We start from the raw sequence: 25,693 nt of genomic DNA on the forward strand, positions 1-25,693 counted from the left end.
ATGGCCGTCCCCAAGCGGAAACAGTCGCGCGCCAACACCCACGCCCGTCGTTCGCAGTGGAAGGCTGAGGTCCCCACCCTGGTCAAGACCATCGAGAACGGCAAGGTCACCTACAGCCTTCCGCACCGCGCGAAGGTCGTCGAGGACTCGGCGGGCACGGCCCTCTTCCTCGAGTACAAGGGCCGCAAGGTCGCCGACGTCTGATCGTCGCATGGTCGGAGAGAATCCGGACCGTAGCGCACTCCTCGAGAAGCTCGGGGTCGATATCGACCCCGAGCTTCTCGAGCTTGCGCTGACGCACCGCTCCTACGCGTACGAGCACGGCGGCATCCCGAACAACGAGCGCCTCGAGTTCCTCGGCGACTCGATCCTCGGCCAGGCCGTCACGGTCAAGCTGTTCCGCGAGAACCCGCACCTCGATGAGGGCGAGCTCGCCAAGCGGCGCGCCAGCCTGGTCAGTTCCGTCGCGCTCGCTCAGGTCGCCCGCCGGATCGGTCTGGGGGAGTACCTCAAGCTGGGGCGCGGCGAGAACCAGAGCGGCGGACGCGAGAAGGCGTCCATCCTCGCCGATACCGTCGAGGCCCTCATCGGAGCGACCTACCTCGACGCCGGCGGCGATGCGGCGACGGCACTCGTGCTGCGGCTGATCGAGCCGCTGCTCGACGACCCCGAGCGTTTCGGCGCCGCCATGGATCCGAAGACGAGCCTGCAGGAGATCGCCGCCCATCGAGGCGCCGGACTCCCGGTGTACACGGTCACGAACACGGGCCCGGACCACTCCAAGACCTTCCATGCCACTGTCGCGGTCGGGGGACTCATCACGGCCACGGGCGACGGCACCAGCAAGAAGCAGGCCGAGATGGCCGCAGCATTGAGCGCCTGGACGGAGCTGACGAGACGACGTGCCCGAGCTTCCCGAGGTTGAGGTCGTCCGGGCCGGTCTCGCTCCGGCGGTCACCGGCGCGACCATCCTCGGCGTGGAGGTCTTCGAGCACCGGTCGCTCCGGCGCCACGACCCGGTCGTGGGCGACTTCGAGGCGCTGCTCGGCGGTCGCCTCATGCAGGGCCCGGTGCGCCGGGGCAAGTTCTTGTGGATCCCGCTCGAGGGTGGGCCGAGGCGCGCGATCGTCGCGCATCTCGGAATGAGCGGGCAGATCCTGCTGCGGGAGCCCGGCACGGCGGAGGCCGGGCTGTTGCGCATCCGCCTTCACATCGCGCATCCGGTGCACGGCGAGCTGTGGGTGCATTTCGTCGACCAGCGCATCTTCGGTTCGATGGCGGTGGATGCTCTGGTCCCGACCCTCGACGGCGCTCCCGGCGGGCTCGGCACGGATGAGCCGCTCGTCCCGACCCAGGTCAGCCATATCGCGCGCGACCCGCTCGACCCGGCATTCGACGACGCCGGCTTCGCTGCAGCACTCGCCCGGAAGAATACGGACATCAAGCGCGCGCTGCTCGATCAGCGTCTCATCAGCGGCATCGGCAACATCTACGCCGACGAAGCGCTGTGGGCTGCGCGAATCCACTACGCCCAGCCCGCGAACTCCCTGAGCCGGGCGAAGGTGCGCACACTGCTCGCCGAGGTGCGCCACGTGCTCGAGAAGGCCCTCGCGGAGGGCGGGACGAGCTTCGACGCCCAGTACGTCAACGTGAACGGCGCCTCCGGTTATTTCTCGCACAGCCTCAACGCCTACGGTCGTCAGGGCGAGCCGTGCCCGCGCTGCGGCACGCCGATCGTCCGGGAGCAGTTCATGAACCGTGGCTCCCACTTCTGTCCCCACTGCCAGCGTGTGAGGATCGCTGCACGATCAGCCAGAGCAGGTTGAGCGTAATTTACCAATAATTGGTATCATGGCGTCATGGCTCAGAACACGTCGATCAGCCTCGACGACCACTTCTCGGAGTTTCTCTCGCATGAGGTCTCATCCGGCCGCTATCGGTCCGCTAGCGAGGTCATTCGCGCTGGTCTCAGGCTGCTCGAGGACCAGGAGGCGCAGTTGGCAGCCCTCCGTGCCGCTCTTGTGGCGGGCGAAGCGAGTGGTGAGCCGGAGGCTTTCGATTTCGACGCCTTCATCGCCATGAAGCGGTCATGACGGGTTTCCGTCTCACTCCCGCTGCGCAGCGGGACCTCTCATCGATCTGGGACTTCACCGAGGAACACTGGGACATCCGTCAGGCCGAGACCTACGTGAGCGAGATCAGAGCAGCGATCGAGCGTGTCGCTGACGATCCCGTTCGTGGTCGCGCCTGTGACGAGATTCGCGGAGGGTACCGCCGCTACGGGATCGGCAGTCATCTCGTTTTCTACGTCGTGAATGCCGAGGGCGTGGATGTGATCCGGATACTGCACCAGCGTATGGACCCGACCCTGCACTTCTAGCTTCGCGGGTGGTCAGGACTCCGCCCAGCCGCTACTCCAGCGTCTTCTGCCAGTGGCCGGTGAGGGCGTGCGGACGGAAGCCGAAGGCCCGGTTGATCGCCAGCATGGGGTCGTTCTCGTCCGCGTTCCAGGTGAGGATGCGGCGGATGTGCGGGGCGCGGCGTCCCAGCTCCTGGATGTTCCGCAGCTTCACCGCCGTGCCGAGGCGGTGACCGCGGTACGCCCGCGCGACGAGCGTGTCGTACTGCTCGGCCTTCGTCCCATCCGCGGGCACGGCGAGCTCCGTGTACGCAGCGATCTCACCGGTCGCTTCGTGCACGGCTGCCGTGACGAGGAGCGGTTCTCCGCGCGCCACCAGCGTGCGCTCCTGGGAGCGGACGCGTTCGCCGTCCCAGTCCTCCGGATCCACCGCGATCCCGGTCTGTGGGATGTCGGTGGACATCCGGGCCTTCATCGCCGCGAAACGCTCCAGCAACTCGTCCGGCGCCGCGCCCCACCAGGAGACCAGGCGGAACCCGTTCAGCGGCATGGTGAGCCCCGCTTCGCGTTCCGGCGGGAGGGGGAGATGCAGTTCGCTCGAGCGCTCGATCTGCCCCAGGCCGTAGCCGTGACGGCGCACGAACCGCACGGCAGGCGATTCCGCAGGCAGTCCGGCTGACCCTGCCGACGCCCGCACCAGCCGCTCGGCGCCCTCGAGAGAGCGGATGGGATGCTCGGTGTACGCGGAGACCACGCGCCGGCCGCCTTCGGCCGCGAGCTCGTGGCCCTTCTCCAGCAGGGCGGTCCCGATCCCGCGGCCGCGCAGTGCCGGGACCACATCCACGAGCAGTGAGGCCGTCTCCGAGTCCGCGTTGAGCGGGAAGACCGCCTCGACACGCCCGACGATCGCACCCTCTTCGATCGCGACGAACACGATCCGCTCGGTGTAGTCCTGCTCCCGATGGGCGGCCAGCGCCTGCTCCGCCGTCTCGACGAAATCGTCGTCGCCCCAGAGGTCCACAACGATCCCGTTGAGCACGCCGACGAGTTCCTCGAAGGCCGCTGATTCCGGGGTTCCCAGCGTATCGGGGATGGGGAGCCGCGTCACACGCATCGCAGCACACCTCCTCGAGCCGATTCACGCGGGAATTCAGCCTATGCGAGCTCCCTCACGCTGTGAAGTCACCGGATCACTTTGGTTTCGATCGTGTAAATCTGCGCGCGCATCGTGGGTGCAAAACGTTGCGGGCCATGTATTCTCAGCACACATATTCGTGGCACGAACCGGCTAAAACGGCGAGTTCGTGACGGATTTACGTCGAGAGGCAGAAGATGCTAAGGAAGAAAGTCACCATCGGTGCGGCTGTTGCAGCGTCAGTCGCACTGTTGCTCGCTGGATGTGCGAACCAGCCGTCCACGGGCGGATCCACCAACGGGAACTCCTCCAAGGTGAACATCCCGGCGATCACGTCGGTCGATGTCCCCAAGGACGCCGTGCTCCCCGCCGGCGACGGGAAGGCCACGTGTCCTGCCGGGCTGACCATCGGCTACCTCGGCGCCGAGACCGGCCCGAACGCCCAGCTCGGAATCAACATCTACAACGGCATCCAGCTGGCCATCAACCAGCACAACGAGGCCAACAAGGGATGCCAGGTCGGCTTCAAGAAGTTCGACACGGAGGGCGACCCGAACAAGGCGACCGGCCCCGTGACCCAGGCGGTCAACGAGAGCGACATCATCGGTGTCGTCGGTCTGCCGTTCTCGGGTGAGTCGAAGGCCACCGGCAACATCTTCGAGCAGCAGGGTCTGGTCCACATCACCCCGTCGGCCACCAACCCGGGCCTGACGCAGAACGGCTGGAAGACCTTCTTCCGCGGCCTCGGCAACGACGCCGTGCAGGGCCCCGCTGCAGCGAAGTTCCTGACGGACAAGCTGAAGGCCAAGAAGGTCTACCTGGTCCAGGACGACTCCGACTACGGAATCGGCCTCGGCACCCAGACCTCGAAGGCGCTCGGCGACGCGCTCGTCGGCACCGACAAGGTGACCACCGGCCAGAAGGACTTCTCCGCGGTGATCTCCAAGATCCTCAACGCGAAGCCGGACGCGGTGTACTACGCGGGCTACTACGCCGAGGGTGCTCCGTTCGACCAGCAGCTGGTCAACAAGGGCTACACGGGCACGTTCGTCGGCCCCGACGGCGTGAAGGACGACCAGTTCATCAAGCTGGCCGGAGACGCGTCCAGCAACGCGTACTTCACCTGCCCCTGCATCCCGGGCGAGCTCATCCCGGACTTCGAGTCGGCCTACAAGAAGCTCGCGAACGCGGAGCCCGGCACCTACTCGATCGAGGGCTACGACGCGGCCACCGTTCTCCTCGCCGGCATCGACAAGGGCAAGACGACCCGCGCCGACCTGCTCGCCTGGGTCAAGAGCTACGACGCGGACGGCCTGAGCAAGCACTACAAGTGGGACTCCACCGGTGAGCTGCAGGCGCCTGCCGTCTACGGCTACAAGGTCGACAACGGCAAGATCGTCCCGATCGGCACCATCGGCTGAGCCGACCCCATGAAGGGTGCCGCGGGTCCCGGCGGCCCGCGGCACCCTCCATTTTCGGCTACGCTCGCTTTGCCTGCCGGATCGACGGTGACCCGGCACTGAAACTCTGGATGCTCGAATGCTCGAAACCCTCGTCCTCCATCCCGCCCTCGACAGTTCCTGGATCAACTTCGACGTCAACGCTCTGGCCCAGAACTTCTGGAGCGCCACGTTCGACGGCCTCACCTTCGGTGCGGTCTACGGCCTGATCGCGGTCGGCTACACGCTCGTCTACGGCGTGCTGAACCTGATCAACTTCGCCCACTCCGAGGTGTTCATCATGGGCGCGTACGGCGTCGTGGTGACCCTCACCACACTGGGCTTCGGCCCGAGCGCCCCGACGCTCGGCCCGGTCGCACTCATCGGCGACCTGATACTCGCGTTGCTCGTCGGCGTGCTGGCCTCGGCGGTCACCGCCTGGATCCTTGAACGCGTGGCGTACCGCCCGCTTCGAAAACGGAACGCGCCACGCCTCGTGTTCCTCATCACGGCGATCGGTGCTTCGTTCACGATCCAGTACCTGATCTTCCTGATCCGGGGAGCGAACGCGGAGCCGGCGGTGACGATGTTCATCCCGAAGCCGATCTTCGACGTCTTCGGGACGATCGTGAACAGCCAGCAGCTGATCATCGTCATCGCCGCGGTCATCCTGATGATCGCGACCGACTGGTTCATCCGGCGCACGCGCACCGGCCGTGGCATCCGCGCGGTGGCGCAGGACGCGGACACGGCGACCCTGATGGGCGTGAACAAGGAGCGGATCATCCAGATCACCTTCATCACCGGCGGCATCCTGGCAGGTGCGGCCGCGCTCTTCTACGTGATGCTCGTGCCATCCGGCGTCATCTACAACGGCGGCTTCATCCTCGGCGTCAAGGCGTTCGCGGCGGCAGTGCTCGGCGGAATCGGAAACGTCCGCGGCGCCCTCCTCGGAGGCCTGCTGTTGGGCGTGATCGGCAACTACGGCCAGATCCTGCTGGGCGACTCGCAGTGGACGGACGTCGTCGCCTTCGTGGTGCTGGTCCTGGTCCTGCTCGTCAAGCCCAGTGGCATCCTCGGCACCTCGCTCGGAAGGAGCCGCGCATGAGCATGACCGAAGGTCCCCGGGTCCTCCCCGACGGCCGCGAGGAGCAGGCGCTCGATGCACAGGAGGCCGCACGCGCGAAGCGCGGCAACGGCCCGTTCCAGCGGCTTCGAGACCGCTGGAACACGCTGTCGCGGCCCGCACAGTGGGCCTGGCTGGTGATCGTCGTGGTGATCGCCTACGCCCTGCCCTATCTGAACTTCTTCCCGCTCAGCACGGAGCCCGGCAACGACTGGTCGCTGGCGTGCTTCTCGATGGCGGTCTACGCGCTCATCGCCGTCGGCCTGAACGTCGTCGTCGGCTACGCCGGCCTCCTCGACCTCGGCTATGTGGCGTTCTTCGCCGTCGGGTCGTACACCGCCGCGATGTTGACCAGCCCCGACTCGCCGTTCGTCAAGATCCCGTACCTGTGGACCATCCCGGTCGCCATCGGGATCACGATGACCTTCGGCGTCATCCTGGGCGTTCCGACGCTGCGCCTCCGTGGCGACTACCTGGCCATCGTCACGCTCGGGTTCGGTGAGATCGTCCGCATCCTCGCGACGATCATCCCGGCGATGAAGGGCCAGGTCGGCTTCCAGAACGTGGGCCACCCGCCGGGGAACAACGCGCAGGGCGTCCCGATCTTCTCCAACTCCAACGGCATTCCCTGGTATTGGCTGACGATCACGATCATCATCGTCATCCTGCTGCTGGTCGGGAACATGGAGCGCAGCCGCGTAGGCCGCGCCTGGATCGCCATCCGCGAGGATGAGGACGCCGCCGAGATCATGGGCGTCCCCACGTTCAAGTACAAGGTGTGGGCCTTCGCCATCGGCGCCGGCGTCGGCGGACTGTCCGGCGCGTTGTTCGCCGGTCAGGTCGGCTTCGTCAACAACCAGAAGTTCGACGTGCAGACCTCCATCCTGTTCCTGGCCGCCGTCGTTCTCGGCGGCGCAGGCAACAAGGTCGGTGCCATGCTCGGCGGTGCGATCGTGGCGTACATCCCGCTCCGGTTCACCGTGATCGCGGACTACAAGTACCTGATCTTCGGCGTCGCGCTCGTGCTCATCATGATCTTCCGGTCGCAGGGACTGTTCCCCGCGCGTCAGAAGCTCCTGGCGTACGGGACGCTGGCCTACCGGCGGGTGGCCGAGGCGATGAAGGGCCGGACTCCGACCGCGACGAGGCCGACGCCCGTCGTCGACCGAGGGGCCCTGGGCGGAGACGGCGCGGAGGGAGGCGCACGATGACCGACGCACAGAACACCGTCCCCGAGGACGAGCCCGTCCTCGGCGTGAACGAAGACGAGCTGGAGGCGGCCGGCGTGGACCTCGCGGTCGCCGAGGCTGCGGCACCGGATCGCGAGATCGCGGTCGAGGTCGGCGAGAACATCGTGGAGGTGCGCAACCTCACCGTGAAGTTCGGCGGTCTGACGGCCCTCGACAACGTGACGTTCGACATCCGCCGGGGAGAGATCCTCGGCCTCATCGGGCCCAACGGCGCGGGCAAGACCACCTGCTTCAACGCCATGACCGGCGTCTACAAGCCGACAAGCGGCGATGTGCTGCTGGAGGGCCAGACGATCCGGGGCCGCAAGCAGCACCAGATCACCCGGCTGGGCCTGGCGCGCACCTTCCAGAACATCCGCCTGTTCGGCGAGATGACAGCCTTGGAGAACGTGGTGGTCGGCCTGGATGCGCGGCACCGCACGTCCGTGCCCGGCGCGCTGCTCCGCCTCCCGCGGCACACGCGGGAGGAGAAGTCGGCCATCGAGCGCGGCATGGCGCTGCTGGAGTTCGTCGGCATCGCCGACCACGCCGGCTCGTTGTCCCGATCGCTTCCGTACGGCTATCAGCGCCGCCTGGAGATCGCGCGAGCCCTCGCAACAGATCCCAAGGTGCTGTGCCTCGACGAGCCGGCGGCCGGCTTCAACCCGGCGGAGAAGGAGGACCTGATGGATCTCATCAGGACCATCCGCGCCGACGGCTACACCGTGCTGCTGATCGAGCACGACATGAAGCTGGTCATGGGCGTCACCGACCGGATCGTCGTGCTGGAGTTCGGGCGCAAGCTCGCCGACGACACTCCGGAGGCCATCCGGAACGACCCGCGCGTGATCGCCGCCTACCTCGGGGAGCCTGAAGATGACGTTGCTTGAGCTGAAGAACATCAGCGTGTCGTACGGCCGGATCGAGGCCATCCACGACATGTCCTTCTCGGTGGAGGAGGGCGAGATCGTGAGCCTGATCGGTGCCAACGGCGCCGGCAAGTCCACGACGATGAAGACGATCTCGGGCATCCTGAACCCCTCGGCGGGGTCCATCATGTTCGACGGCGAGGACATCACCAAGATGAAGGCGCACATCCGCGTCATCCGGGGGATCTCGCAGGCACCCGAAGGGCGCGGGATCTTCCCGGGCATGACGGTCCTGGAGAACCTCGACATGGGTGCGTTCGGGCGTAAGGACCGCTCGAAGATGGGCGAGGACTTCGACCGCGTCTTCTCGCTGTTCCCGCGCCTCGCCGAACGGAAGACGCAGGTCGGCGGCACCATGTCCGGCGGCGAGCAGCAGATGCTCGCGATCGGTCGTGCACTGATGTCGAGTCCGCGCCTTCTGCTCCTCGACGAGCCGTCGATGGGACTGGCGCCCCAGTTCATCCGCCAGATCTTCAGCATCGTCACCGAGATCAACAAGCAGGGCACCACGGTGCTGCTGGTGGAGCAGAACGCCAACCAGGCGCTGGCCCGCGCACATCGCGCCTTCGTGCTCGAGACCGGCTACATCACCCACGCCGGCACGGGCCGCGAACTGCTGGCCGACCCGGCCATCAAGGAGGCGTACCTGGGCGTCGGCTGACCCCGGCAATGCCTTCATGGAACGCGCCGGCCCATCACGGGCCGGCGCGTTTCCGCGTCCGAAGGGTATGACCACTACTCTCGGCCGCGCTACGATTAGTGAAATCGCTAATCGTGAGGTGATCGGCATGTCGCTCAACGCTCAACTCAGAAAGGCCCGGGAGCAGGCGGGCTGGACGCAGAAGGAGGTCGCCGCGCGCTCGGGCATCGCTCACAGCGCCATCTCCCGGTACGAGAGCGGTAAGGCCGGTGTCACCACCGCGACCCTGGAAACCCTGGCCGACAGTCTCGGAGTGTCGCTGATCGCCGTCCCCGGCCGGCTCAACGCCGCGGCCGATGTCGCTCGATTCATCGCATCCTGCCTGACCGGCGGCAATGCCGCCTCAGCGTTCCGCGCACTCATCCAGTTCTCGGATGACCTCCGCGCAGGCAACGCCTTCACGACGGCCCTCAGCCTCGCGGTCGAGCCAGACAGTACGGGCGATGTGTACTTCGATGCGGCGATCGCGGGGCTCGCGGAGATCCGGCTCGCGGAGCTCGGACTCGAGAGCCCGGCCTGGGTAACGGCCGAGAGCCGGTATGCGGACATCACCGAGGACTCGCTCGGGTACCGCTGGTCAGCACGGCATTATGACGACACCGATCCGATCCTGTTGGCTCACGGCGTCATCCTCCCGCGCTCGACACTCGCGAGCATCTGATGGCGGGCGAGGCGATCCTTACTCGCGACGACATCGTGTGGGGCCTCGATCGAATCCGTAAGGGGCTGGCAGATCTCGGCGCGACAGGCACGCTCAAGATCATCGGCGGATCCGCCATGATCCTGGGTGGTCACGCCGACCGAGCATCGACCGTTGACGTCGACGCCGTCGTTCTCGTCCCGCGCGAGGTGATGACCGCGATCGCAGCAAGAATCGCGAGAGAGCGCGCGTGGCCGGACAACTGGATAAATCTGGAGGCGGAGGGCCTCTATCCGGCCTACGCCGGACCCCCGCTCTGGACGGCTCGGCCGGAGCTGTCGGACGCTTCCCTGACGGTCGAACTTGCCACGCAGGAGGCGCTGCTCGCCATGAAGCTGAACGCTTCGCGTCCAGGCCGGGACGACGACGACATCCGAGCGTTGATGACCGCGTAAGGAGTGGTGACGATCCTCGAAGCGGATGACCATTTCTCCGAGTTCTTTCCGGGAGAGGGGCTTCCCGACAAGGCGGTGTTCCTTCTCAGAAGCCTGGGTTACCCAGACGGTCATGGCTCGCTCTACTCGCATGTGCCCGACGAGGACCCGGTTTCCGTTCGTCTGGGGCGCGGAACCTGAGTCGCCGTCTGCGGCGCTCCGGCGCGGCGCGCGCGTGAACGTCCGGTAAATTCGCCTGCGTGTACTTGAAGAGTCTGACGCTCAAAGGCTTCAAGTCGTTCGCGCAGCCGACGACGTTCGCCTTCGAGCCGGGCGTCACCTGCGTCGTCGGCCCGAACGGGTCCGGCAAGTCCAACGTCGTGGACGCGCTCGCCTGGGTGATGGGGGAGCAGGGCGCCAAGACTCTTCGCGGCGGCAAGATGGAGGACGTCATCTTCGCCGGCACCGCAACGCGCGGCCCCCTCGGCCGTGCCGAGGTGCAACTGACCATCGACAACTCCGATGGTGCTCTGCCCATCGAGTACTCCGAGGTGACGATCTCGCGCACCCTCTTCCGGAACGGCGGCAGCGAGTACGCGATCAACGGACAGTCGTGCCGGCTGCTGGATGTGCAGGAGCTGCTGAGCGACTCCGGCCTCGGCCGCGAGATGCACGTCATCGTCGGCCAGGGGCAGCTCGATGCCGTGCTGCGCGCCAGCCCGGAGGAGCGCCGAGGCTTCATCGAGGAGGCGGCCGGCATCCTGAAGCACCGCCGCCGCAAGGAGAAGACGCTGCGCAAGCTGGAGGCGATGCAGACCAACCTCACGCGCCTCAGCGACCTGGCGGGCGAGGTCCGGCGGCAGCTGAAGCCGCTCGGCCATCAGGCCGAGATCGCACGCGAGGCGCAGTCCATCGCCGCCATCGTGCGGGACGCGCGGGCGCGGCTGCTGGCGGACGAGGTCGTCTCGCTCCGCCGGACGCTCGACGACCATGGCCGGACCGAGTCCGAGCGGCACAGCGAGCAGATCGTGCTGCAGGAGCAGCTCGGCCAGAAGCAGTTGCGGCGCACCCGGCTCGAGCAGGCGCAGGTCGGCGACGCGGTGGATGCGGCCCGCAGCACGGCCTTCGCGCTGGAATCGGTGCAGGAGCGGCTCCGCAGCCTGTTCACGCTGGCGAACCAGCGCGTCGCGCTGCTCGGCAGCCAAGGGGATGCGCCCGATGCCGGCCCCAGCGTCACGCCGCAGAACGTCCAGGACGCGCGGGACGAGGTGGAGCGGCTGCGTGGCGTCGTGGCCGACGCGGAAGGCGCCTGGACGGCCGCGCAAGCGGCGACCCGCGGTGCCCGGTCGCGTCTGGATGCGGTGGATGAGGAGATCGCCGCGCAGAGCGCCCTCGTCTCCCGCCACGACCTGGAGATCTCCCAGTTGAACGGACAAGCGGAGGCTGCCGCGCAACGGCTCGCCGCCGTCCGCGGAGAGGTGCTCCGCCAGCAGAACGCCCTCGACGCCGCCACGGAACGCCGGGAGCGGGCGCGCGCCGAGTTCGCCGCGCGCGAGGCGGAGGCGGCCACGGCCGACATCGGCGAGGGCGACCTCGACGAGGCGTACGAGCTCGCTCAGGCGACGGTCTTCGAAGCGGAGGGCGAGATCGAGCGACTCCGCGAGGAGCTGCACACGCTCGAGCGGGAGCGCGACGCCCTCGCAGCGCGGACCAGCGCTCTTTCGCGTGCGCTCGACCAGAAGGACGGCTCTGCCGCCCTCGTCGGCGCGCGCCTTCCCGGGGTCCGGGGCCTGGTGGCTGAGCACGTCCGCGTGCATCCGGGATACGAGACCGCGATCGCGGCAGCGCTGGGGACGCTCGCGGACGCGGTGCTCGCCGACGACCGGGATGCTGCTCTCGCTGCCGTGGCGCACGCCGCAGCCGACGACCTCGGACGGGTCGAGGTCGTCATCGCTGCGGCCTCCGCCTCCACGGTCGACCTCTCGGGAATCGACGGCGTCGTCCCGGCGATCAGTGTGGTGGAGGCGCCCGACGGCGTCCGCGGCATCCTCGCGTTCACGGCGATAGCGGACGACCTGGATGCCGCCCGGCGCGCCTTCGAGGCGTTCAGCGGCCGGGGGATCGGCGGACCGGTCACGATCATCACCCGCGGTGGCGATGTGCTCACCGAGCACGTCCTGCGCGGCGGCTCCGGCGCCAAGCAGAGCCGCATCGAGCTGATCGCCGATCGGGATGCGGCCCAGGAGCGGCTGACGGAGGTCACCTCCCTCATCGACCGGGCGAAGTTCGCCCTCGCCGAGCAGCGCGGCGTGCTCCAGGTCGCCAAAGAGCAGTCGCAGGCGGCGCTCGCCACGCTCCGCGAGTTCGATGCGAAGCTCGCGGCGCAGAGCGAGCAGGTGAACCGGCTGAAGGTGCAGCTGGAGGCGTCGCAGGCGGAGTTCGACCGGCTCAGCCGGGCGCTCGAGCAGGCAGCAGAACGCGTCGCCGAGGCCGAGCGCAGCGCCGAGAAGGCGAAGTCCGAGCTGGAGGCGGCTCGATCGCGACCGCGTCCCATCCTCGACGTCAGTGCCCGCGACGCGCTGTCCGGCGAGCTGGATGCGGCCCGCGAAGCCGAGGTCGAGGCGCGGCTGGCCGTGGAGACGGCCAAGGAGCGGGTTCGAACCGAGCAGGCCCGCGGCGAGGCACTCGTCCGCCGCCTCGAGGCCGAGCGCGCAGCTGCCGAGGAGGCCGCCCGGCGGGCGGTCATCCGCCGGCGTCAGCTGGATGCCGCCCAGAGCGTGATCTCCGCTCTGCCCGCCGTGCTCGCCTCCGCGGATCGCTCTGTCGCGGAAGCCCGCCTGGCTCTGGCGACGGCCGAGGCCGAACGTGCCAGCCAGAACGAGGAGCTCGCGGCCCTCCGTCGCGACGAGAACACCGTTCGCGAGCGGCTGCAGGCCGTCACCGAGTCGGTGCACGGGCTGGAGCTGCAGATCTACGAGAAGAAGCTGCACCTGTCGAGCCTGTTGGAGCGCGCCGGCAGCGAGCTCGGGCTCGTGGAGGATGTGCTGGTCGCCGAGTACGGGCCCGATGTCCCCGTCCCGGTCGATGTGGCTCGCGAGCTCCGCGACGCCGACGCCGCTGCCTCCGCGAACCCCGACGCCGCTGCCGGCACGGACGACGACTCCGCCAGCGACCCCGACACCACCGGGGACCCCGACACCATCGGGGACCGCGCCGTCGAGACCGTCCCATTCTCACGCGAGCGCCAGCAGAAACGCCTTGCCGCCGCCGAGCGGAAACTGTCCCAGCTCGGCCGAGTCAACCCGCTCGCGCTCGAGGAGTTCGCCGCACTGGAGCAGCGCCACAAGTTCCTCACCGAGCAGTTGACCGACCTCACGAACACCCGCAAGGACCTCCTGACGATCATCGAGGACATCGACGAGCGGATGCAGTCGATCTTCGAGTCGGCTTTCGCCGACACCGAGGCAGCGTTCACGCGCGTCTTCCCGATCCTGTTCCCCGGAGGACAGGGCAGCATCAGCCTGACCGACCCCGATGACCTGCTGACGACCGGCATCGAGGTCTCGGTGAAGCCGGCCGGCAAGAAGATCGAGCGACTCTCGCTGCTCTCCGGCGGCGAGCGCTCCCTGGCCGCGGTCGCGCTGCTGATCGCGATCTTCAAGGCCCGGCCCAGCCCGTTCTACATCATGGATGAGGTGGAGGCCGCGCTCGACGACGCCAACCTCGGCCGGCTCCTCACGATCTTCGAGGACCTGCGCGAGACCAGCCAGCTGATCGTGATCACCCACCAGAAGCGCACGATGGAGATCGCGGATGCGCTTTACGGCGTCTCCATGCGCCAGGACGGTGTGTCCGCGGTCGTGGGCCAGCGGGTGGCGCAGGAGGAGGAACAGGCGAGCTGAGGCACGCCGGCGCATCCACTCAGGGCTCGATCGCCCCGAGCTTCTCGTCGAGGCCGGCCAGTTGCTCCTCGGCGCGTCCTTCGTACTCCTCGGCGAGACCGGTCAGCCCCCGGGCCACCCGTGCGGTGATCTCGGCACCCGTCGCCGTCTCGCGAAGGTGGCGCGCGAGGAGGACGAAGTCGCGGTGGTCGCCGAGGGCGTGGTGCACGGCCTCCGCCGCCGCGGCGATCCGGATCGCCTCCCGCCCGAGATCGTCGATCACGGCTTCGGCGGCGTAGCGCAGGCGGCGGGCCGCCTTACGGGTCTCGTGCCGCTCCTCGAGGGTGGTGCCCACGCTGCGACGGACCCGCTTCGCCGCCTTCTTCAGTGCGGTTCGAGTCACCCGGTGTCGATGCGACCGCCCGGCCCCGGTGAGGGGTGGATCGGCGGCGAACCGCTGCAGGTCCGCCATCAGCTCGCGGTGTCCCCGGCTCCGGAGGAGCCGCAGCAGGTCGTCGGACGCGCGGTCGTAGCGTTCCCGTGCTTGCGCCGCGAGCGACGCCACCGCATCCACCACCCCCGCATCCACACCTTCCCCACCCACGCCTTCCACACCCAGAGATTCGTCACGAATGTGGCCCTGCGAGCCGTCAGAGGGAACATTCGTGACGAGTGCGATCGCGTCCTCGAGCGCGCGGATGCGCACCTCGAGATCGCGCACCTCGCCGAGCCGCGTGCCCAGTCGCTTCAGCCGCGCCCGCATCCGGCGGTCGGCTTCACGGTCGAACGCCTTCCTGTACACGCTCAGGATGCCGCGCAGGCGTCGCACCCGGGTGCGCGCCTGGTGCACCGCATCCTCGCCGTTCGCCTCGATCGCGACCAGCTGCTCGGCCAGCTCCGCCGAGACTCCCACGAGCGCGTACATGAGCACACGGTAATCCGCCGACTACGCTGATGGATATGGCTGATCGCACCCCCTGGTCTCTGTCGGGCGCCCTCCGCGGGCTGTTCGCCAAGAAGACCATCGACGACGACACGTGGGACGACCTCGAGACGGCTCTCATCACCGCCGACTTCGGTCCGGACGTCACAGAAGCGGTCGTCGACGACCTGCGCGCCAAGGTCGAGCGCTACCACACCACCGATCCGGCCGACCTGCAGCGGATGCTGCGCGAGACGCTCGAGGAGCGGCTCTCGAAGCTCGACACGACCCTCAAACTGAGCGATCGCCCGGCGATCGTCCTGGTGGTGGGGGTGAATGGCGTGGGGAAGACCACCACGATCGGCAAGTTCGCGAAGTTCCTGCGCACGTACGACCGCTCGGTCGTCGTGGGTGCGGCCGACACGTTCCGTGCTGCGGCGGTCGAGCAGCTCGCGACCTGGGCCGAGCGGGCGGGCGCCGAGATCGTGCGCCCTCAGCAGCAGGGACAGGATCCGGCGTCCGTCGCGTTCCAGACCGTCGAGAAGGCCAAGCGCGACGGGACCGAGATCGTGATCATCGACACGGCCGGCCGGCTGCAGACCAAGGGCGGTCTGATGGATGAGCTGTCCAAGATCAGGCGCGTGGTCGAGAAGCAGTCCCCGATCGCCGAGGTGCTGCTGGTCCTCGACGCCACCACCGGGCAGAACGGCCTGGCGCAGGCGGAGGCGTTCCTCGAGCACGCCGGCGTGACCGGGCTCGTGCTGACGAAGCTCGACGGCTCGGCGAAGGGCGGTTTCGTGCTCGCCGTGCAGGAGCGCACGGGCATCCCGATCAAGCTCGTCGGGCAGGGTGAGGGGATCAACGACCTGACCGGATTCACGCCCCACGTCTTCGCCCAGCAGCTGGTGGGATAGGGTCACGCCATGGCGATCGAGCACGACTTCTTCGGCATCATCGACGAGACGGCCAGCGGCGGTCTGGCCTGGGACGACACGGTGGAGCTGGGAGACCAGGTCATCGATGTCGAACTCCTCGCCGACGATGAGAGCCGTGTCCCGGAGTTCGCCCTGGACTCGGCGGCGGCGCTGATCCAGGCCCTCGAGGGCTTCGACGCCCGGGCGCGCGACGCACTGGTCGCCGAGCTCAGTTCGCGCCAGTCGGCGACCTCGAGCTACATCGACGAGCACGTCGAGAAGCTCGGCGACAGCCTCGTCGACCTCCTCGTGCACAACTCGGGCGACATCGCCATCGACGTCCTCCGATCGCTGCAGCTGCTCACCGTCGTCCTGCAGGTCGACCATGCCGACGAGGACGAGGTGTTCGCCACCTTCGACTACTCGATCGCGCCCGACGAATCGGATGCGCTGCTGACGGTCTCGTTCGATGTGCGGGGCGACGTCGTCGCGGTGGAGACATCGGGCGACTGAACGACGTTCACGGCGACTAGCCGATATCGCCGGATAGAATCACTGCATCATGGCTACTTTCGGCTCCCTCTCCGACCGTCTTGCGGACACCTTCAAGAACCTGCGCACCAAGGGAAAGCTGTCGCCGGCGGATGTCGACGGCACGGTGCGCGAGATCCGCCGTGCGCTGCTCGACGCGGATGTCGCGCTCGAGGTGGTCAAGGACTTCACCGGCAAGGTGCGTGAGCGTGCACTGAGCGACGAGGTCAACAAGGCGCTGAACCCGGCCCAGCAGGTCGTCCAGATCGTCAACGAGGAGCTCGTCGGCATCCTCGGCGGGCAGCAGCGCCGGCTGCAGTTCGCGAAGCGTCCGCCGACCGTCATCATGCTGGCGGGCCTGCAGGGCGCCGGCAAGACGACGCTCGCGGGCAAGCTCGGCAAGTGGCTCGTCAAGGACGGCCACACTCCGCTCCTGGTCGCCGCGGACCTTCAGCGTCCCAATGCCGTCACCCAGCTGCAGATCGTGGGGGAGCAGGCCGGTGTGCCGGTGTTCGCCCCCGAACCCGGCAACGGCGTCGGGAACCCGGTGAAGGTCGCCAAGGACGCGCTGAAGTTCGCCGAGACCAAGCAGTACGACACAGTCGTCATCGACACCGCCGGACGCCTCGGCGTCGACGCCGAGCTCATGCGGCAGGCGGCCGACATCCGCAAGGCCACCGACCCGGACGAAGTGCTGTTCGTCATCGACGCGATGATCGGTCAGGACGCGGTCGCGACCGCCAAGGCCTTCCAGGACGGCGTGGACTTCACCGGCGTCGTCCTCTCCAAGCTCGACGGCGACGCGCGCGGTGGTGCTGCGTTGTCGGTCGCGTCCATCACGGGCCGGCCCATCATCTTCGCGTCCACCGGTGAGGGACTGGACGACTTCGAGCCGTTCCACCCGGACCGGATGGCGTCGCGCATCCTCGACCTCGGCGACATCCTCACCCTCATCGAGCAGGCCCAGGAGGCCTTCGACGAGGAGGAGGCGCGCAAGGTCGCCGAGAAGTTCGCGACCGATACCTTCACGCTCGACGACTTCCTCAAGCAGATGCAGCAGCTGCGCAACATGGGGTCGATCAAGAAGATGATGGGGATGCTGCCCGGCGCCGGCCAGATGAAGCAGCAGCTCGACCAGTTCGACGAGCGCGAGATCGTCCGGACCGAGGCCATCATCCAGTCGATGACGAAGGCGGAGCGCACGAATCCGAAGCTCCTCAACGGCTCCCGGCGGCTGCGCATCGCGAAGGGATCGGGAGCAACGGTCACCGAGGTGAACCAGCTCGTCAACCGCTTCGAGCAGGCCGCGAAGATGATGAAGACGGTTGCGAAGGGCGGCGTGCCGAACGTTCCGGGCATGGGTCCCATCCCGGGTGCCTCCTACGGTGGCCGCAAGCAGCAGAACAACAAGAAGAAGGGTTCCCGCTCCGGCAACCCGGCGAAGCGCGCGGCAGAGAATGCGGCGCTGGCCGCCGGTGTCGCGCCGGCCGGTGCGTCGGCGGGCGGCGGAAGCGGCTTCGGTCTCGGCGGTGGCGCGGCGAAGAGCGCGCCGGCGGGTGGGCCGTCCGAAGAGGAGCTGGCCGCCCTGCAGAAGTTCCTGGGTCGGTAGGCGGTCACCGGTCCGTCCGGTCGTCGGCCCGCATGCTCCCGCGAGCTAGAGCGCGAGGTTGAGGGGCCGCAGCTTCGAATCGACGGTCTGCGCCACGACCCGCTGGCCGGCCGCGTTCGGATGGATTCCGTCCGCCTGTACGAGCTCGGGGTGGCCGACGAGCGGGAAGCCGATGTCGAGCCAGGTGCCGTTCACATCGCGCACCGCATCCCCGACGATCTCGTCCACATGCGACATCGTGGCCGGTGGATGGTCGGTACCCCAGATCGCGGTGATCCCGACGATCGTCGCGTCGCGGAACTTCTCACGCAGCTCCCGCAGCATCCCGTCGGCGTCTGCGGTCACGACGGCGGGATCCTCATCGCGGTCGTTGCGGGTGGCGGCGAGCAGGATGACCTGCGGATGCAGGCGCAGCGCCGCATCCACCTGCTGCCGGTAGGTGGTGCCGTTCCACCCCGCCTTGACGAAGCCCGAGCCGGAGACCGCGAGATCGGTGAGTCGCCAGCCGTGCGCCGCGGCGACCAGGGAGGGCCAGGCCTGCGCCGGCGTGACGCCTTTGCCGAAGGCGATCGAATCGCCGATGGCGACCGCGTTCACCGTACCCATCGCTCCCGTCCGGCTGCCGGCAGCGGGCGCCGCGATCACTGTGGACTGCGCAGCGACCGGGCGCGCGGTCGGCGTCGCGGAGCATCCGGCGAGGGCCAGGAGGGCGACCGTCAGCGCGGCCGGCGCGAGGAGGGGCAACCGGGTGCTGAGCGGGCGCGAGGCGCGTCGGGTGAGGGTGCGCACGGGAGCGAGGCTAAGCGGTCGAACCTGCGAATACCCTGTGTTCCACTCCCGGGCGTGTCGCGACGGTGGTACCTGGGCCGGCTATGGCCGGACATGTTGGGCCGCGATCGCGGCCGACACTCTCTGCGCGAGCAGCCTCTGCCCTTCGACCGTCGGATGGACGTGATCGGCGAGGACGAGCTCCGGGTGCCCGGCGAACGGCTGGCCGAGGTCCACCCAGGACCCGCCGACGGCCAGCACCGCGGCCTTCACCGTCTGCGAGATCACGGGCACTTCCGCGGGTGTCGGATCGGAGCCCCACAGGGCGCTGACGCCGATGATGCGGGCGTGGGGCAGGGCGGCGTGCAGCCGCTTGAGAGCAGCCGTCGCCGCTGTGCTCAAGGTGGCGGGTGAAGCGAACACGTCGTTCCGCGTCGCTCCGACGATGACGACGTCGGGATGCACGCGGATGACCGCGCTGACCTGATCGTTGAAGATGTGCGTGTTCAGGCCCGGTGCGGTGAAGCCGGCGGCGCTCTCGGCGAAGTCGCTGAGGGTCCAGCCGAAATGCTGGGCGACGAGCAGCGGCCAGGCGTCTTCGGCGGGCACTCCGTTGCCGATGGCGATCGAATCACCGATGGCTGCGGCGATGACGGGCTTCGACGACGCCGTCGGAGCGGATGTCGTCCGCGCATCCGAGGCGGTGGGCGGCGACGGTGCACCCGAAGTACAGGCGACCAGAGCCGCCGCGATGAACACGGCAGAGGTGACAGCAGCCGTGACCCGCGCGAGAGGGTTTCGTCTGGTCACGCGATCACGCATGGGGTCGCTGCCTGGCGGATCGTCACAACTCCAGCTTCGCCGCGACCGTCGCAGCGATCGCCTGCTGACCCGGGAGCGTGGGGTGCTCACCGTCGTCCTGCACGAGGCCCGCCTGGCCGCGGTACGGCTGCCCCAGGTCGAGCCAGGTGCCTCCGGCCGCGAGGACCGCGTGCTGCAGCGACGTGTTCACGCCCGCGAGTTCGTCGTCGCCCGCCGCCCCGCTGAGGGCGTTGAAGCCGACCAGCCGCGTGCCGGGGAGTGCGGCGCTGAGCCGCTGCACCGCCTGCTGCATCGCCGCGGCCACCTGAGCCCCGTCGGAGTCGAGATCGTTGTCGGAGGCGCCGATGAAGACGAGCTGGGGCTTCAGTGCGATCGCCCGGTCGACCTGCGCGGAGAAGTTGTCGCCGTCCGGACCGGGGGCGACGAAGCCCGCGCCCGGCTCGCTCAGGTTGTCCAGCCTCCACCCGTGAGTGGATGCGAGGAGCGCAGGCCACGCCTCGGTCGGTTCGAGCCCGAGGCCGGACTCGATGGAGTCGCCGATCACGACGACATGTTCGGCCGTGGCCGAGGTGGATGCGGCGGCCACAGCGTTCGAGGCGGCACTGGCGGCGGCGCAGCCCGAGAGGGCGGTGAGCGCCAGCAGAGCGGCCGTCATCACGGTCGCCGCGGCGGCGAGGGGACGTCGAGCGAGCATGCTTCAACGGTACGCGCCGACCCTATGGATCGTCTCAGCAGCGCTTGTGGTCCCGCCCTGACGCGACCGTCGTGCCCGACGCGGCGCTGGGTCTACGGCCGGCGCGTCAGGCCGTTGCGCAGCTCGTGGGTCAGCGAGCTCACCACCGCCTGCAGGCTCCCGCCGTTCTGCTCGGCGACGGCGAGCTGCCGCTGGTAGCTGGCTCCCGCATCCAGAATCGGCCCCACCGCCGCGAGCTGCTCGACGCATCCCAGCCGCTCGGCCTCGGGCTGCAGGTCGTCGACGAGGTCACGCAGCGCGTCCGAGACGAGGCGCTCGCTCCCGTCCGGCGCCTCGATGATCTCGGCCTCGAGACCGTATCGTGCCGCGCGCCACTTGTTCTCCCGGACGAACCACGGCTGGAGGGTGACCGGCTCGATGCCCTCGTCCAGCTGTCCCGACATCCGATCGGTGAGGCAGTGGATGAGCGCGGCCACCGCTCCGACCTCGTCGGCCGTGGAGAGCCCATCGCAGGCACGCATCTCCACGGTGCCCCACCGCGGGGAGGGGCGGATGTCCCAGCGCACCTCGGAGTGGTCCTCGACGACGCCGGTCGTGACGAGGTCCTGCACGTACTCCTCGTAATTGGCCCACGTCCCGAACTGCCAGGGCAGTCCCGCCGTGGGCAGCTGCTGGAACATCAGGGCACGATTGGAGGCGTATCCCGTGCGTGCACCGGCCCAGAACGGGCTCGACGCGCTGAGGGCCTGCAGGTGCGGATAGTAGGTCAGCAGCCCGTTGACAATCGGCAGCGCCTTGTCGACCGAGTCGATGCCGACGTGCACATGCACGCCCCAGATCATCATCTGCCGGCCCCACCACCGGGTGCGGTCGAGCAGCCGGTCGTAGCGCTCATTCGGCGTCACCTTCTGGTCGAACCATTGGGCGAAGGGATGCGTCCCCGCGCACATGAGCTCGACGCCCCGCGGGTCGGTCACATCGCGGACGAGGCCCATCAGCTCCTGAAGATCGGCGACCGCGGCGGGCACCGTGCGATGGACGCGGCTGACCAGCTCGACCGTGTTCATGAGCAGCTCGTGGGTGATCTGCGGATGCTCCCGGCCGTCGGGCGTCCCGAGCTCGCGAAGGACCTCGTCGGCGACCTGCACCAGGTCGCCGGTGGCGCCGTCCACGAGGGCGATCTCCCACTCGATGCCGACGGTGGAGCGTTCGGAGTCCGAGAATTCGATCAGCATGCGGTCGTCCCGTCCGTCCGATTGTTCAAAGCAGGGCAGTATCTGACAGAATAGCTAGTTGAGTTCGTCGTTCCCGACCCTCTATCCGGTACGACGGACGAACCTTGAGACCTCCTGCCGAGTGTGCCCCCACGCCCGCGGCAGTCAGTTCGACACATCATCCACTCACACAGGAGAATCGTGGCTGTCAAAATCCGTCTGAAGCGCCTGGGCAAAATCCGCGCTCCGTACTACCGCATCGTCGTCGCCGACTCGCGCACCAAGCGCGACGGTCGCGTGATCGAAGAGATCGGTCTGTACCACCCGACTGAGGAGCCCTCGCGCATCGAGGTCGACTCCGACCGTGCGCAGTACTGGCTGAGCGTCGGCGCCCAGCCGACCGAGCAGGTCACCGCGCTGCTGAAGCTCACGGGCGACTGGGGCCGCTTCAAGGGCGATGCGAACGCCGTCAGCACCGTCAAGGTGGCCGAGGGCAAGGCCGAGTTCGTCGCCGACGAGAAGAAGAAGCCGGTCCTCAAGCCCAAGGCCGACAAGACGGCCGCTGCCGCTGCTGTCGTCGAGGCCGAGGTCGAGTCCGAAGAGGCTGCAGAAGCCGAGGTCGTCGCCGAGGCCGAGACCATCGCCGACGCCGCCGCCGACGACGAGAAGGCCTGACGTCTTGCTCGCACCCGCGCTCACGCACCTGGTCAAGGGGATCGTCGATCACCCTGACGACGTCCACGTCGTGGCCAAGAGCTCCCCGCGTGGCGAGGTCCTCGAGATTCGCGTGAATCCCGAGGACCTCGGCCGGGTGATCGGCCGCTCCGGCCGCACGGCGAAAGCCCTGCGCACGCTGGTGGCCGCGCTGGCCGACGGTCGGCGCGTCCGTGTCGACGTCGTCGACGACTGAGGTGGCGGACCACAAACTGCCCCGCAAGGAGGTGGCCCCGCGGCCCGGTCAGACCGAGTTGCGGATCGGCCGCCTCACCAAGGCGCACGGCCTAAAGGGCGCCTTGAAGATCGAGTTGTACACGGACGAGCCGGAGAAGCGGTTCGTCCCGGGTGCGGTGTTCACCTTGCAGGTGCCCACCGCATCCAAATGGCACGGCAAGACGCTCGAGCTTCGTGAGCTGCGCTGGTACAACGGTCATGCCGTCGGCTTCTTCGAAGGAGTCGACGACCGGAGCGAGGCGGAGACGCTCACGAAGGCGATCCTCTGGGTGAGCCAGGATGTGAAAGAGCTCCCCGCTGAGGAGGACGCCTGGTACGACCACCAGCTGGTCGGCCTCGACGCCGTACGCGACGGAGTGACCGTCGGCCGCGTGGCCCGGGTCGATCACCTGCCGGCCCAGGATCTGCTGGCGATCGCGACCGCCGACGGCGAAGTGCTCGTGCCCTTCGTCAAGGCCATCGTGCCGGAGGTCGACCTGGCCGCCGGGACGGTGACACTGACGCCGCCTCCGGGGCTCTTCGAGGAGTTGCCGGACGAGCCGGACGACGGCGAGCCGGACGACGCGAAGCCGGACGACGGCGAGCCGGCCGAGAAGCCAGCTGGCGGCGAGCCGGCCGAGAAGCCGGACGACGGCGAGCCGGCCGAGACACCGGACGACGAGAACTGAGAGGGCGACCCCGAGGGGTCGCCCTCTTCGTCATCCGACGATCGCGAGACCGCGGCCGCGAAGCATTCGGGCGTCCGCGCCGAGCGCCGCGAGCAGCCGTGCGTGCGTGCCGACGATGTGCTCATGGATGAGTTCGGCGGCATCGTCCGCCTGTCTCGCGGCGACGCGGCGAACGATCTCGCGGTGCTCCTCCCATGGCTCCTCGCTTCGGACCACGAGCCAGCGCGATCGCGCGAGCCGGGTCATGGCCGAGTCGACGGCGTCCGCGAAGAACGCGTTCCCCGAGAGCGCAGCCAGGCGGACGTGGAACTCGGTCCCGGCGTGCACCGCCTCATCGGTGGGCCGACCCGGGTCGAAGCCGTCCAGCTGGGCGGCCAGCGCGGCGATGTCCGCGTCTGAGGCACGCGCGCAGCTGAGGCGCGCCGCCGCCGTCTCCACCGCATCCCGAAGCTCGCTGAGCTGGGCGATCTCGCCGAGGTCGATGGGGGAGACCTGCCATGCGCGCCCGTCCCGGGCGACCAGGCCTTCCCCTTCGAGCCGCATGAGCGCGGCGCGCAGCGGGGTCCGGGATGCCCCGAGCTCGGTCTCGAGCCCGCGCTCGGTCAGCCGGGATCCAGGGACGCGGTCGAGGTCGAGGATCTGGGCCCGAAGCCGGGCGTATACGCCGGACGACTCGGGGCCGCGGGATGCCGGAGGGAGATCGGACGTCCCCGTCCCGCTCGTTGACACTGTCATGATCCTCCCTTGGTATACCAGTTCGGTATACCGCTAGAGTATACCCATGAGCCGTGACCGCCGTCCCCGCCCGTGGCTGATGCTGACCTTCGGCGTGCTCGCGCAGGCCAGTTCCACCGTGTTCGTGTCCACACCCGCGTTCCTCATCCCTCTGCTGCACACCGAACGTGGGCTCAGCCTCGCGCAGGCGGGCCTGCTGGCGTCGGCCCCCACGCTCGGGCTGGTCTTCACCCTCATCGCCTGGGGCGCGCTGAGCGACCGGATCGGCGAGCGCTGGGTGATCTCCTGCGGCCTTGCGGTCACCGCCCTGGCAGCGTTCGCCGCCATGTTCGTCGATTCGTACATCGCTCTCGGTGCGTTGTTCCTGGTGGGCGGGATGGCGTCGGGCAGTCCCAATGCGGCGAGCGGGCGCGTTGTCATCGGCTGGTTCCCGAAGGAGCGGAGGGGACTCGCCATGGGCATCCGGCAGATGTCCCAGCCGCTCGGGGTCGCGATCGCGGCGGTCAGCGTCCCCGTGCTCGCCGCCACGGGAGGGATCGCTGCGGCGCTCGTCGTGCCGGCCGTGCTGTGCGGGGTGTCGGCGGTTCTCTGTGCGTTCGGGATCGTGGACCCGCCGCGCCCTGCCCGTGGCGTCGCGGGCGAGGAGGGCGCACATCCCCAGACCGTGTGGCAGCCGTACCGCGAGACCTCGCTGCTGTGGCGGATCCACGGCGTCTCGATGCTGCTCGTGGTTCCCCAGTTCACGGTGTCGACGTTCGGGTTGGTGTGGCTCGTCTCCCAACTGCACTTCTCGTCCCTGGCGGCCGGCCTCGTGATCGGACTCAGCCAGTTCGCCGGCGCTGTCGGCAGGATCGGGGTCGGCGTGCTGAGCGACCGGGTCGGGAGCCGCCTGCGCCCGCTGCGCTGGGTGTCGCTGTCCGCCGCGGGCGTGATGTTGCTGATGGCCGCGGCGTCCGCTCTCGGTTCGGTTGCGGCGGCCGTCATCCTCATCGTCGCGGCGATCGTGACCGTCGCCGACAACGGCCTCGCGTACACGTCCGTCGCCGAGATCGCTGGCCCGTTCTGGTCGGGACGTGCGCTGGGCGCGCAGAACACCGGCCAGTTCCTGGCTGCATCCGTCGTGGGGCCGGCCGTGGGGGCGCTCATCGGCTGGCTCGGCTACCCGATCGCCTTCGCGGTCGTCGCCGTGTGCCCGGCCGTCGCGACCCCCCTCGTGCCGCGCGACCGCGAACTCGCTGTCGTCCCCGCGTAGCCCGGCGGTCGCATCCTGGGTGCCCTTCTAGACTTCAGGGATGCGCATCGACATCGTCACGATCTTCCCGACCTTCTTCGATGTTCTCGACATCTCGCTGCTCGGGAGGGCGCGCCAGACCGGCCTGATCGAGCTCGGCGTGCACGACCTGCGGGACTTCACCCACGACCGTCACCGGACGGTGGACGACACCCCGTACGGCGGGGGAGCCGGGATGGTCATGAAGCCCGAGCCGTGGGGCGAAGCGCTGGACAGCATCCTCGAGGGCGCCGCGGATCCGGTCGTGATCTTCCCGTCGCCTGCCGGCGAAGTCTTCACCCAGGCGATCGCGCGGGAGCTCGCGCAGGAGCAGCACCTGGTGTTCGGTTGCGGCCGGTACGAGGGCATCGACCAGCGCGTCTTCGACGACACGGCGAAGCGTGCGCGGGTGCGTCTGATGAGCATCGGGGACTACGTCCTCAACGGCGGCGAAGTGGCGACGATGGCCATGATCGAAGCTGTCGGCCGGCTCATCCCCGGGGTGGTCGGCAACCCCGAGAGCCTCGTGCAGGAGTCCCACGAGGATGGTCTCCTCGAGTACCCGAGCTACACGAAGCCCGCGGTCTGGCGTGGTCACGAGGTGCCGCCGGTGCTGCTCTCCGGCAACCATGGCGCCGTCGACGCCTGGCGCCACGAGCAGCAGCTCGCGCGCACGCGCGCCGTCCGCCCCGACCTGCTGCCCTGAGCCCCTCCTGGCCGGGG

The 25,693-nt window shown here is 68.7% G+C and carries 29 protein-coding genes; 22 read left to right on the forward strand and 7 right to left on the reverse strand.

Features of this window, described 5'->3' with window-relative positions:
* From rpmF to ACPYOG_RS01345, 5 genes are read left to right on the forward strand one after another with little or no spacing between them, the layout of a single operon-like run.
* On the forward strand, positions 1–204 hold the full coding sequence (gene rpmF, locus ACPYOG_RS01325) for a 50S ribosomal protein L32 (RefSeq protein WP_018190667.1): 204 nt from the start codon (positions 1–3) through the stop codon (positions 202–204).
* Between the two features lie 7 nt (positions 205–211).
* Positions 212–925 carry a ribonuclease III gene (rnc, locus tag ACPYOG_RS01330; RefSeq protein ID WP_481292457.1) on the forward strand — a complete coding sequence of 238 codons (714 nt, stop codon included), beginning with the start codon at positions 212–214 and terminating at the stop codon, positions 923–925.
* Positions 903–1,826, forward strand: a complete 924-nt coding sequence (mutM, locus tag ACPYOG_RS01335) for a bifunctional DNA-formamidopyrimidine glycosylase/DNA-(apurinic or apyrimidinic site) lyase (protein WP_481292458.1) — start codon at positions 903–905, stop codon at positions 1,824–1,826. Before rnc ends, mutM begins: the two co-directional genes overlap by 23 nt.
* Before the next feature lie 33 nt (positions 1,827–1,859).
* Entirely contained in the window at positions 1,860–2,093 is a 234-nt protein-coding gene (locus ACPYOG_RS01340; RefSeq protein ID WP_481292459.1) for a type II toxin-antitoxin system ParD family antitoxin, read from the forward strand.
* Complete coding sequence (locus ACPYOG_RS01345; RefSeq protein WP_481292460.1) at positions 2,090–2,380, forward strand: type II toxin-antitoxin system RelE/ParE family toxin; 291 nt, start codon at positions 2,090–2,092, stop codon at positions 2,378–2,380. Before ACPYOG_RS01340 ends, ACPYOG_RS01345 begins: the two co-directional genes overlap by 4 nt.
* A gap of 31 nt (positions 2,381–2,411) precedes the next feature.
* Here the strand turns inward: ACPYOG_RS01345 and ACPYOG_RS01350 are convergent, their stop codons facing one another.
* Entirely contained in the window at positions 2,412–3,473 is a 1,062-nt protein-coding gene (locus ACPYOG_RS01350) for a GNAT family N-acetyltransferase (protein WP_481292461.1), read from the reverse strand.
* A 218-nt stretch (positions 3,474–3,691) separates the two neighbouring features.
* On the opposite strand from ACPYOG_RS01350, the gene ACPYOG_RS01355 reads away from it, so the two are divergent.
* From ACPYOG_RS01355 to smc, 9 genes are all read left to right on the forward strand, one after another.
* Positions 3,692–4,915: a branched-chain amino acid ABC transporter substrate-binding protein gene (locus ACPYOG_RS01355; RefSeq protein ID WP_481292462.1), complete on the forward strand. Its 1,224-nt coding sequence runs from the start codon at positions 3,692–3,694 to the stop codon at positions 4,913–4,915.
* A gap of 118 nt (positions 4,916–5,033) precedes the next feature.
* Complete coding sequence (locus ACPYOG_RS01360) at positions 5,034–6,041, forward strand: branched-chain amino acid ABC transporter permease (RefSeq protein WP_481292463.1); 1,008 nt, start codon at positions 5,034–5,036, stop codon at positions 6,039–6,041.
* The gene (locus ACPYOG_RS01365) at positions 6,038–7,270 is read left to right on the forward strand and encodes a branched-chain amino acid ABC transporter permease (protein ID WP_481292464.1); all 1,233 of its coding nucleotides are present in this window, start codon (positions 6,038–6,040) and stop codon (positions 7,268–7,270) included. The genes ACPYOG_RS01360 and ACPYOG_RS01365 overlap by 4 nt, the downstream gene beginning before the upstream one ends.
* Positions 7,267–8,178, forward strand: coding sequence for an ABC transporter ATP-binding protein (locus ACPYOG_RS01370; protein ID WP_481292465.1), 912 nt, complete (start codon positions 7,267–7,269; stop codon positions 8,176–8,178). Before ACPYOG_RS01365 ends, ACPYOG_RS01370 begins: the two co-directional genes overlap by 4 nt.
* A complete protein-coding gene (locus ACPYOG_RS01375) occupies positions 8,165–8,878 on the forward strand; it encodes an ABC transporter ATP-binding protein (RefSeq protein WP_090041565.1) in 714 nt (237 codons plus the stop codon). Before ACPYOG_RS01370 ends, ACPYOG_RS01375 begins: the two co-directional genes overlap by 14 nt.
* 127 nt (positions 8,879–9,005) lie before the next feature.
* Positions 9,006–9,578, forward strand: coding sequence for a helix-turn-helix domain-containing protein (locus ACPYOG_RS01380; RefSeq protein ID WP_481292466.1), 573 nt, complete (start codon positions 9,006–9,008; stop codon positions 9,576–9,578).
* The gene (locus ACPYOG_RS01385; RefSeq protein WP_481292467.1) at positions 9,578–10,012 is read left to right on the forward strand and encodes a hypothetical protein; all 435 of its coding nucleotides are present in this window, start codon (positions 9,578–9,580) and stop codon (positions 10,010–10,012) included. Before ACPYOG_RS01380 ends, ACPYOG_RS01385 begins: the two co-directional genes overlap by 1 nt.
* Before the next feature lie 6 nt (positions 10,013–10,018).
* Complete coding sequence (locus ACPYOG_RS01390) at positions 10,019–10,192, forward strand: hypothetical protein (protein WP_481292468.1); 174 nt, start codon at positions 10,019–10,021, stop codon at positions 10,190–10,192.
* 59 nt (positions 10,193–10,251) lie between these two features.
* Positions 10,252–13,893 (forward strand): chromosome segregation protein SMC, encoded by a 3,642-nt coding sequence (gene smc / locus ACPYOG_RS01395; protein ID WP_481292469.1) that lies wholly within the window; start codon positions 10,252–10,254, stop codon positions 13,891–13,893.
* A 19-nt stretch (positions 13,894–13,912) separates the two neighbouring features.
* On the opposite strand, the gene ACPYOG_RS01400 is transcribed toward smc, so the two are convergent.
* Positions 13,913–14,797, reverse strand: coding sequence for a CHAD domain-containing protein (locus ACPYOG_RS01400; RefSeq protein ID WP_481292470.1), 885 nt, complete (start codon positions 14,795–14,797; stop codon positions 13,913–13,915).
* 35 nt (positions 14,798–14,832) lie between these two features.
* On the opposite strand from ACPYOG_RS01400, the gene ftsY reads away from it, so the two are divergent.
* Genes ftsY through ffh form a run of 3 tightly spaced genes read left to right on the forward strand, consistent with a single transcriptional unit; the run spans position 14,833 to position 17,848 of the window.
* A complete protein-coding gene (gene ftsY / locus ACPYOG_RS01405) occupies positions 14,833–15,708 on the forward strand; it encodes a signal recognition particle-docking protein FtsY (protein WP_481292471.1) in 876 nt (291 codons plus the stop codon).
* A gap of 9 nt (positions 15,709–15,717) precedes the next feature.
* Complete coding sequence (locus tag ACPYOG_RS01410; RefSeq protein WP_481292472.1) at positions 15,718–16,221, forward strand: DUF2004 domain-containing protein; 504 nt, start codon at positions 15,718–15,720, stop codon at positions 16,219–16,221.
* 49 nt (positions 16,222–16,270) lie between these two features.
* On the forward strand, positions 16,271–17,848 hold the full coding sequence (gene ffh, locus ACPYOG_RS01415; RefSeq protein WP_481292473.1) for a signal recognition particle protein: 1,578 nt from the start codon (positions 16,271–16,273) through the stop codon (positions 17,846–17,848).
* A 45-nt stretch (positions 17,849–17,893) separates the two neighbouring features.
* Here ffh and ACPYOG_RS01420 read toward each other — a convergent pair whose 3' ends face one another.
* The 4 genes from ACPYOG_RS01420 to ACPYOG_RS01435 all read right to left on the reverse strand — a co-directional run bounded on the left by ACPYOG_RS01420 (position 17,894) and on the right by ACPYOG_RS01435 (position 21,367).
* Entirely contained in the window at positions 17,894–18,637 is a 744-nt protein-coding gene (locus ACPYOG_RS01420; RefSeq protein WP_481292474.1) for an SGNH/GDSL hydrolase family protein, read from the reverse strand.
* 81 nt (positions 18,638–18,718) lie between these two features.
* A complete protein-coding gene (locus ACPYOG_RS01425; protein ID WP_481292475.1) occupies positions 18,719–19,426 on the reverse strand; it encodes an SGNH/GDSL hydrolase family protein in 708 nt (235 codons plus the stop codon).
* 34 nt (positions 19,427–19,460) lie between these two features.
* A complete protein-coding gene (locus tag ACPYOG_RS01430) occupies positions 19,461–20,132 on the reverse strand; it encodes an SGNH/GDSL hydrolase family protein (protein ID WP_481292476.1) in 672 nt (223 codons plus the stop codon).
* A gap of 92 nt (positions 20,133–20,224) precedes the next feature.
* Positions 20,225–21,367, reverse strand: a complete 1,143-nt coding sequence (locus tag ACPYOG_RS01435) for a glutamate--cysteine ligase (protein ID WP_481292477.1) — start codon at positions 21,365–21,367, stop codon at positions 20,225–20,227.
* Positions 21,368–21,547: 180 nt separating this feature from the next.
* Here ACPYOG_RS01435 and rpsP point away from each other — a divergent pair, with 180 nt between their 5' ends.
* From rpsP to rimM, 3 genes are read left to right on the forward strand one after another with little or no spacing between them, the layout of a single operon-like run.
* Entirely contained in the window at positions 21,548–22,021 is a 474-nt protein-coding gene (gene rpsP, locus ACPYOG_RS01440) for a 30S ribosomal protein S16 (RefSeq protein WP_481292478.1), read from the forward strand.
* 4 nt (positions 22,022–22,025) lie between these two features.
* Positions 22,026–22,256, forward strand: coding sequence for an RNA-binding protein (locus tag ACPYOG_RS01445; RefSeq protein ID WP_090042196.1), 231 nt, complete (start codon positions 22,026–22,028; stop codon positions 22,254–22,256).
* 1 nt (position 22,257) lies between these two features.
* Positions 22,258–22,965, forward strand: coding sequence for a ribosome maturation factor RimM (gene rimM / locus ACPYOG_RS01450; RefSeq protein WP_481292479.1), 708 nt, complete (start codon positions 22,258–22,260; stop codon positions 22,963–22,965).
* 30 nt (positions 22,966–22,995) lie between these two features.
* Here rimM and ACPYOG_RS01455 read toward each other — a convergent pair whose 3' ends face one another.
* Positions 22,996–23,700 (reverse strand): GntR family transcriptional regulator, encoded by a 705-nt coding sequence (locus ACPYOG_RS01455; protein WP_481292480.1) that lies wholly within the window; start codon positions 23,698–23,700, stop codon positions 22,996–22,998.
* Positions 23,701–23,746: 46 nt separating this feature from the next.
* Between ACPYOG_RS01455 and ACPYOG_RS01460 the strand changes: the two genes are divergently transcribed.
* Together ACPYOG_RS01460 and trmD are read left to right on the forward strand one after the other, a co-directional pair.
* Positions 23,747–24,952 (forward strand): MFS transporter, encoded by a 1,206-nt coding sequence (locus ACPYOG_RS01460; protein ID WP_481292481.1) that lies wholly within the window; start codon positions 23,747–23,749, stop codon positions 24,950–24,952.
* A gap of 40 nt (positions 24,953–24,992) precedes the next feature.
* A complete protein-coding gene (gene trmD / locus ACPYOG_RS01465; RefSeq protein ID WP_481292482.1) occupies positions 24,993–25,676 on the forward strand; it encodes a tRNA (guanosine(37)-N1)-methyltransferase TrmD in 684 nt (227 codons plus the stop codon).
* Positions 25,677–25,693 lie beyond the last annotated feature (17 nt).

Source organism: Leifsonia sp. HAY1-4F (assembly GCF_056755275.1).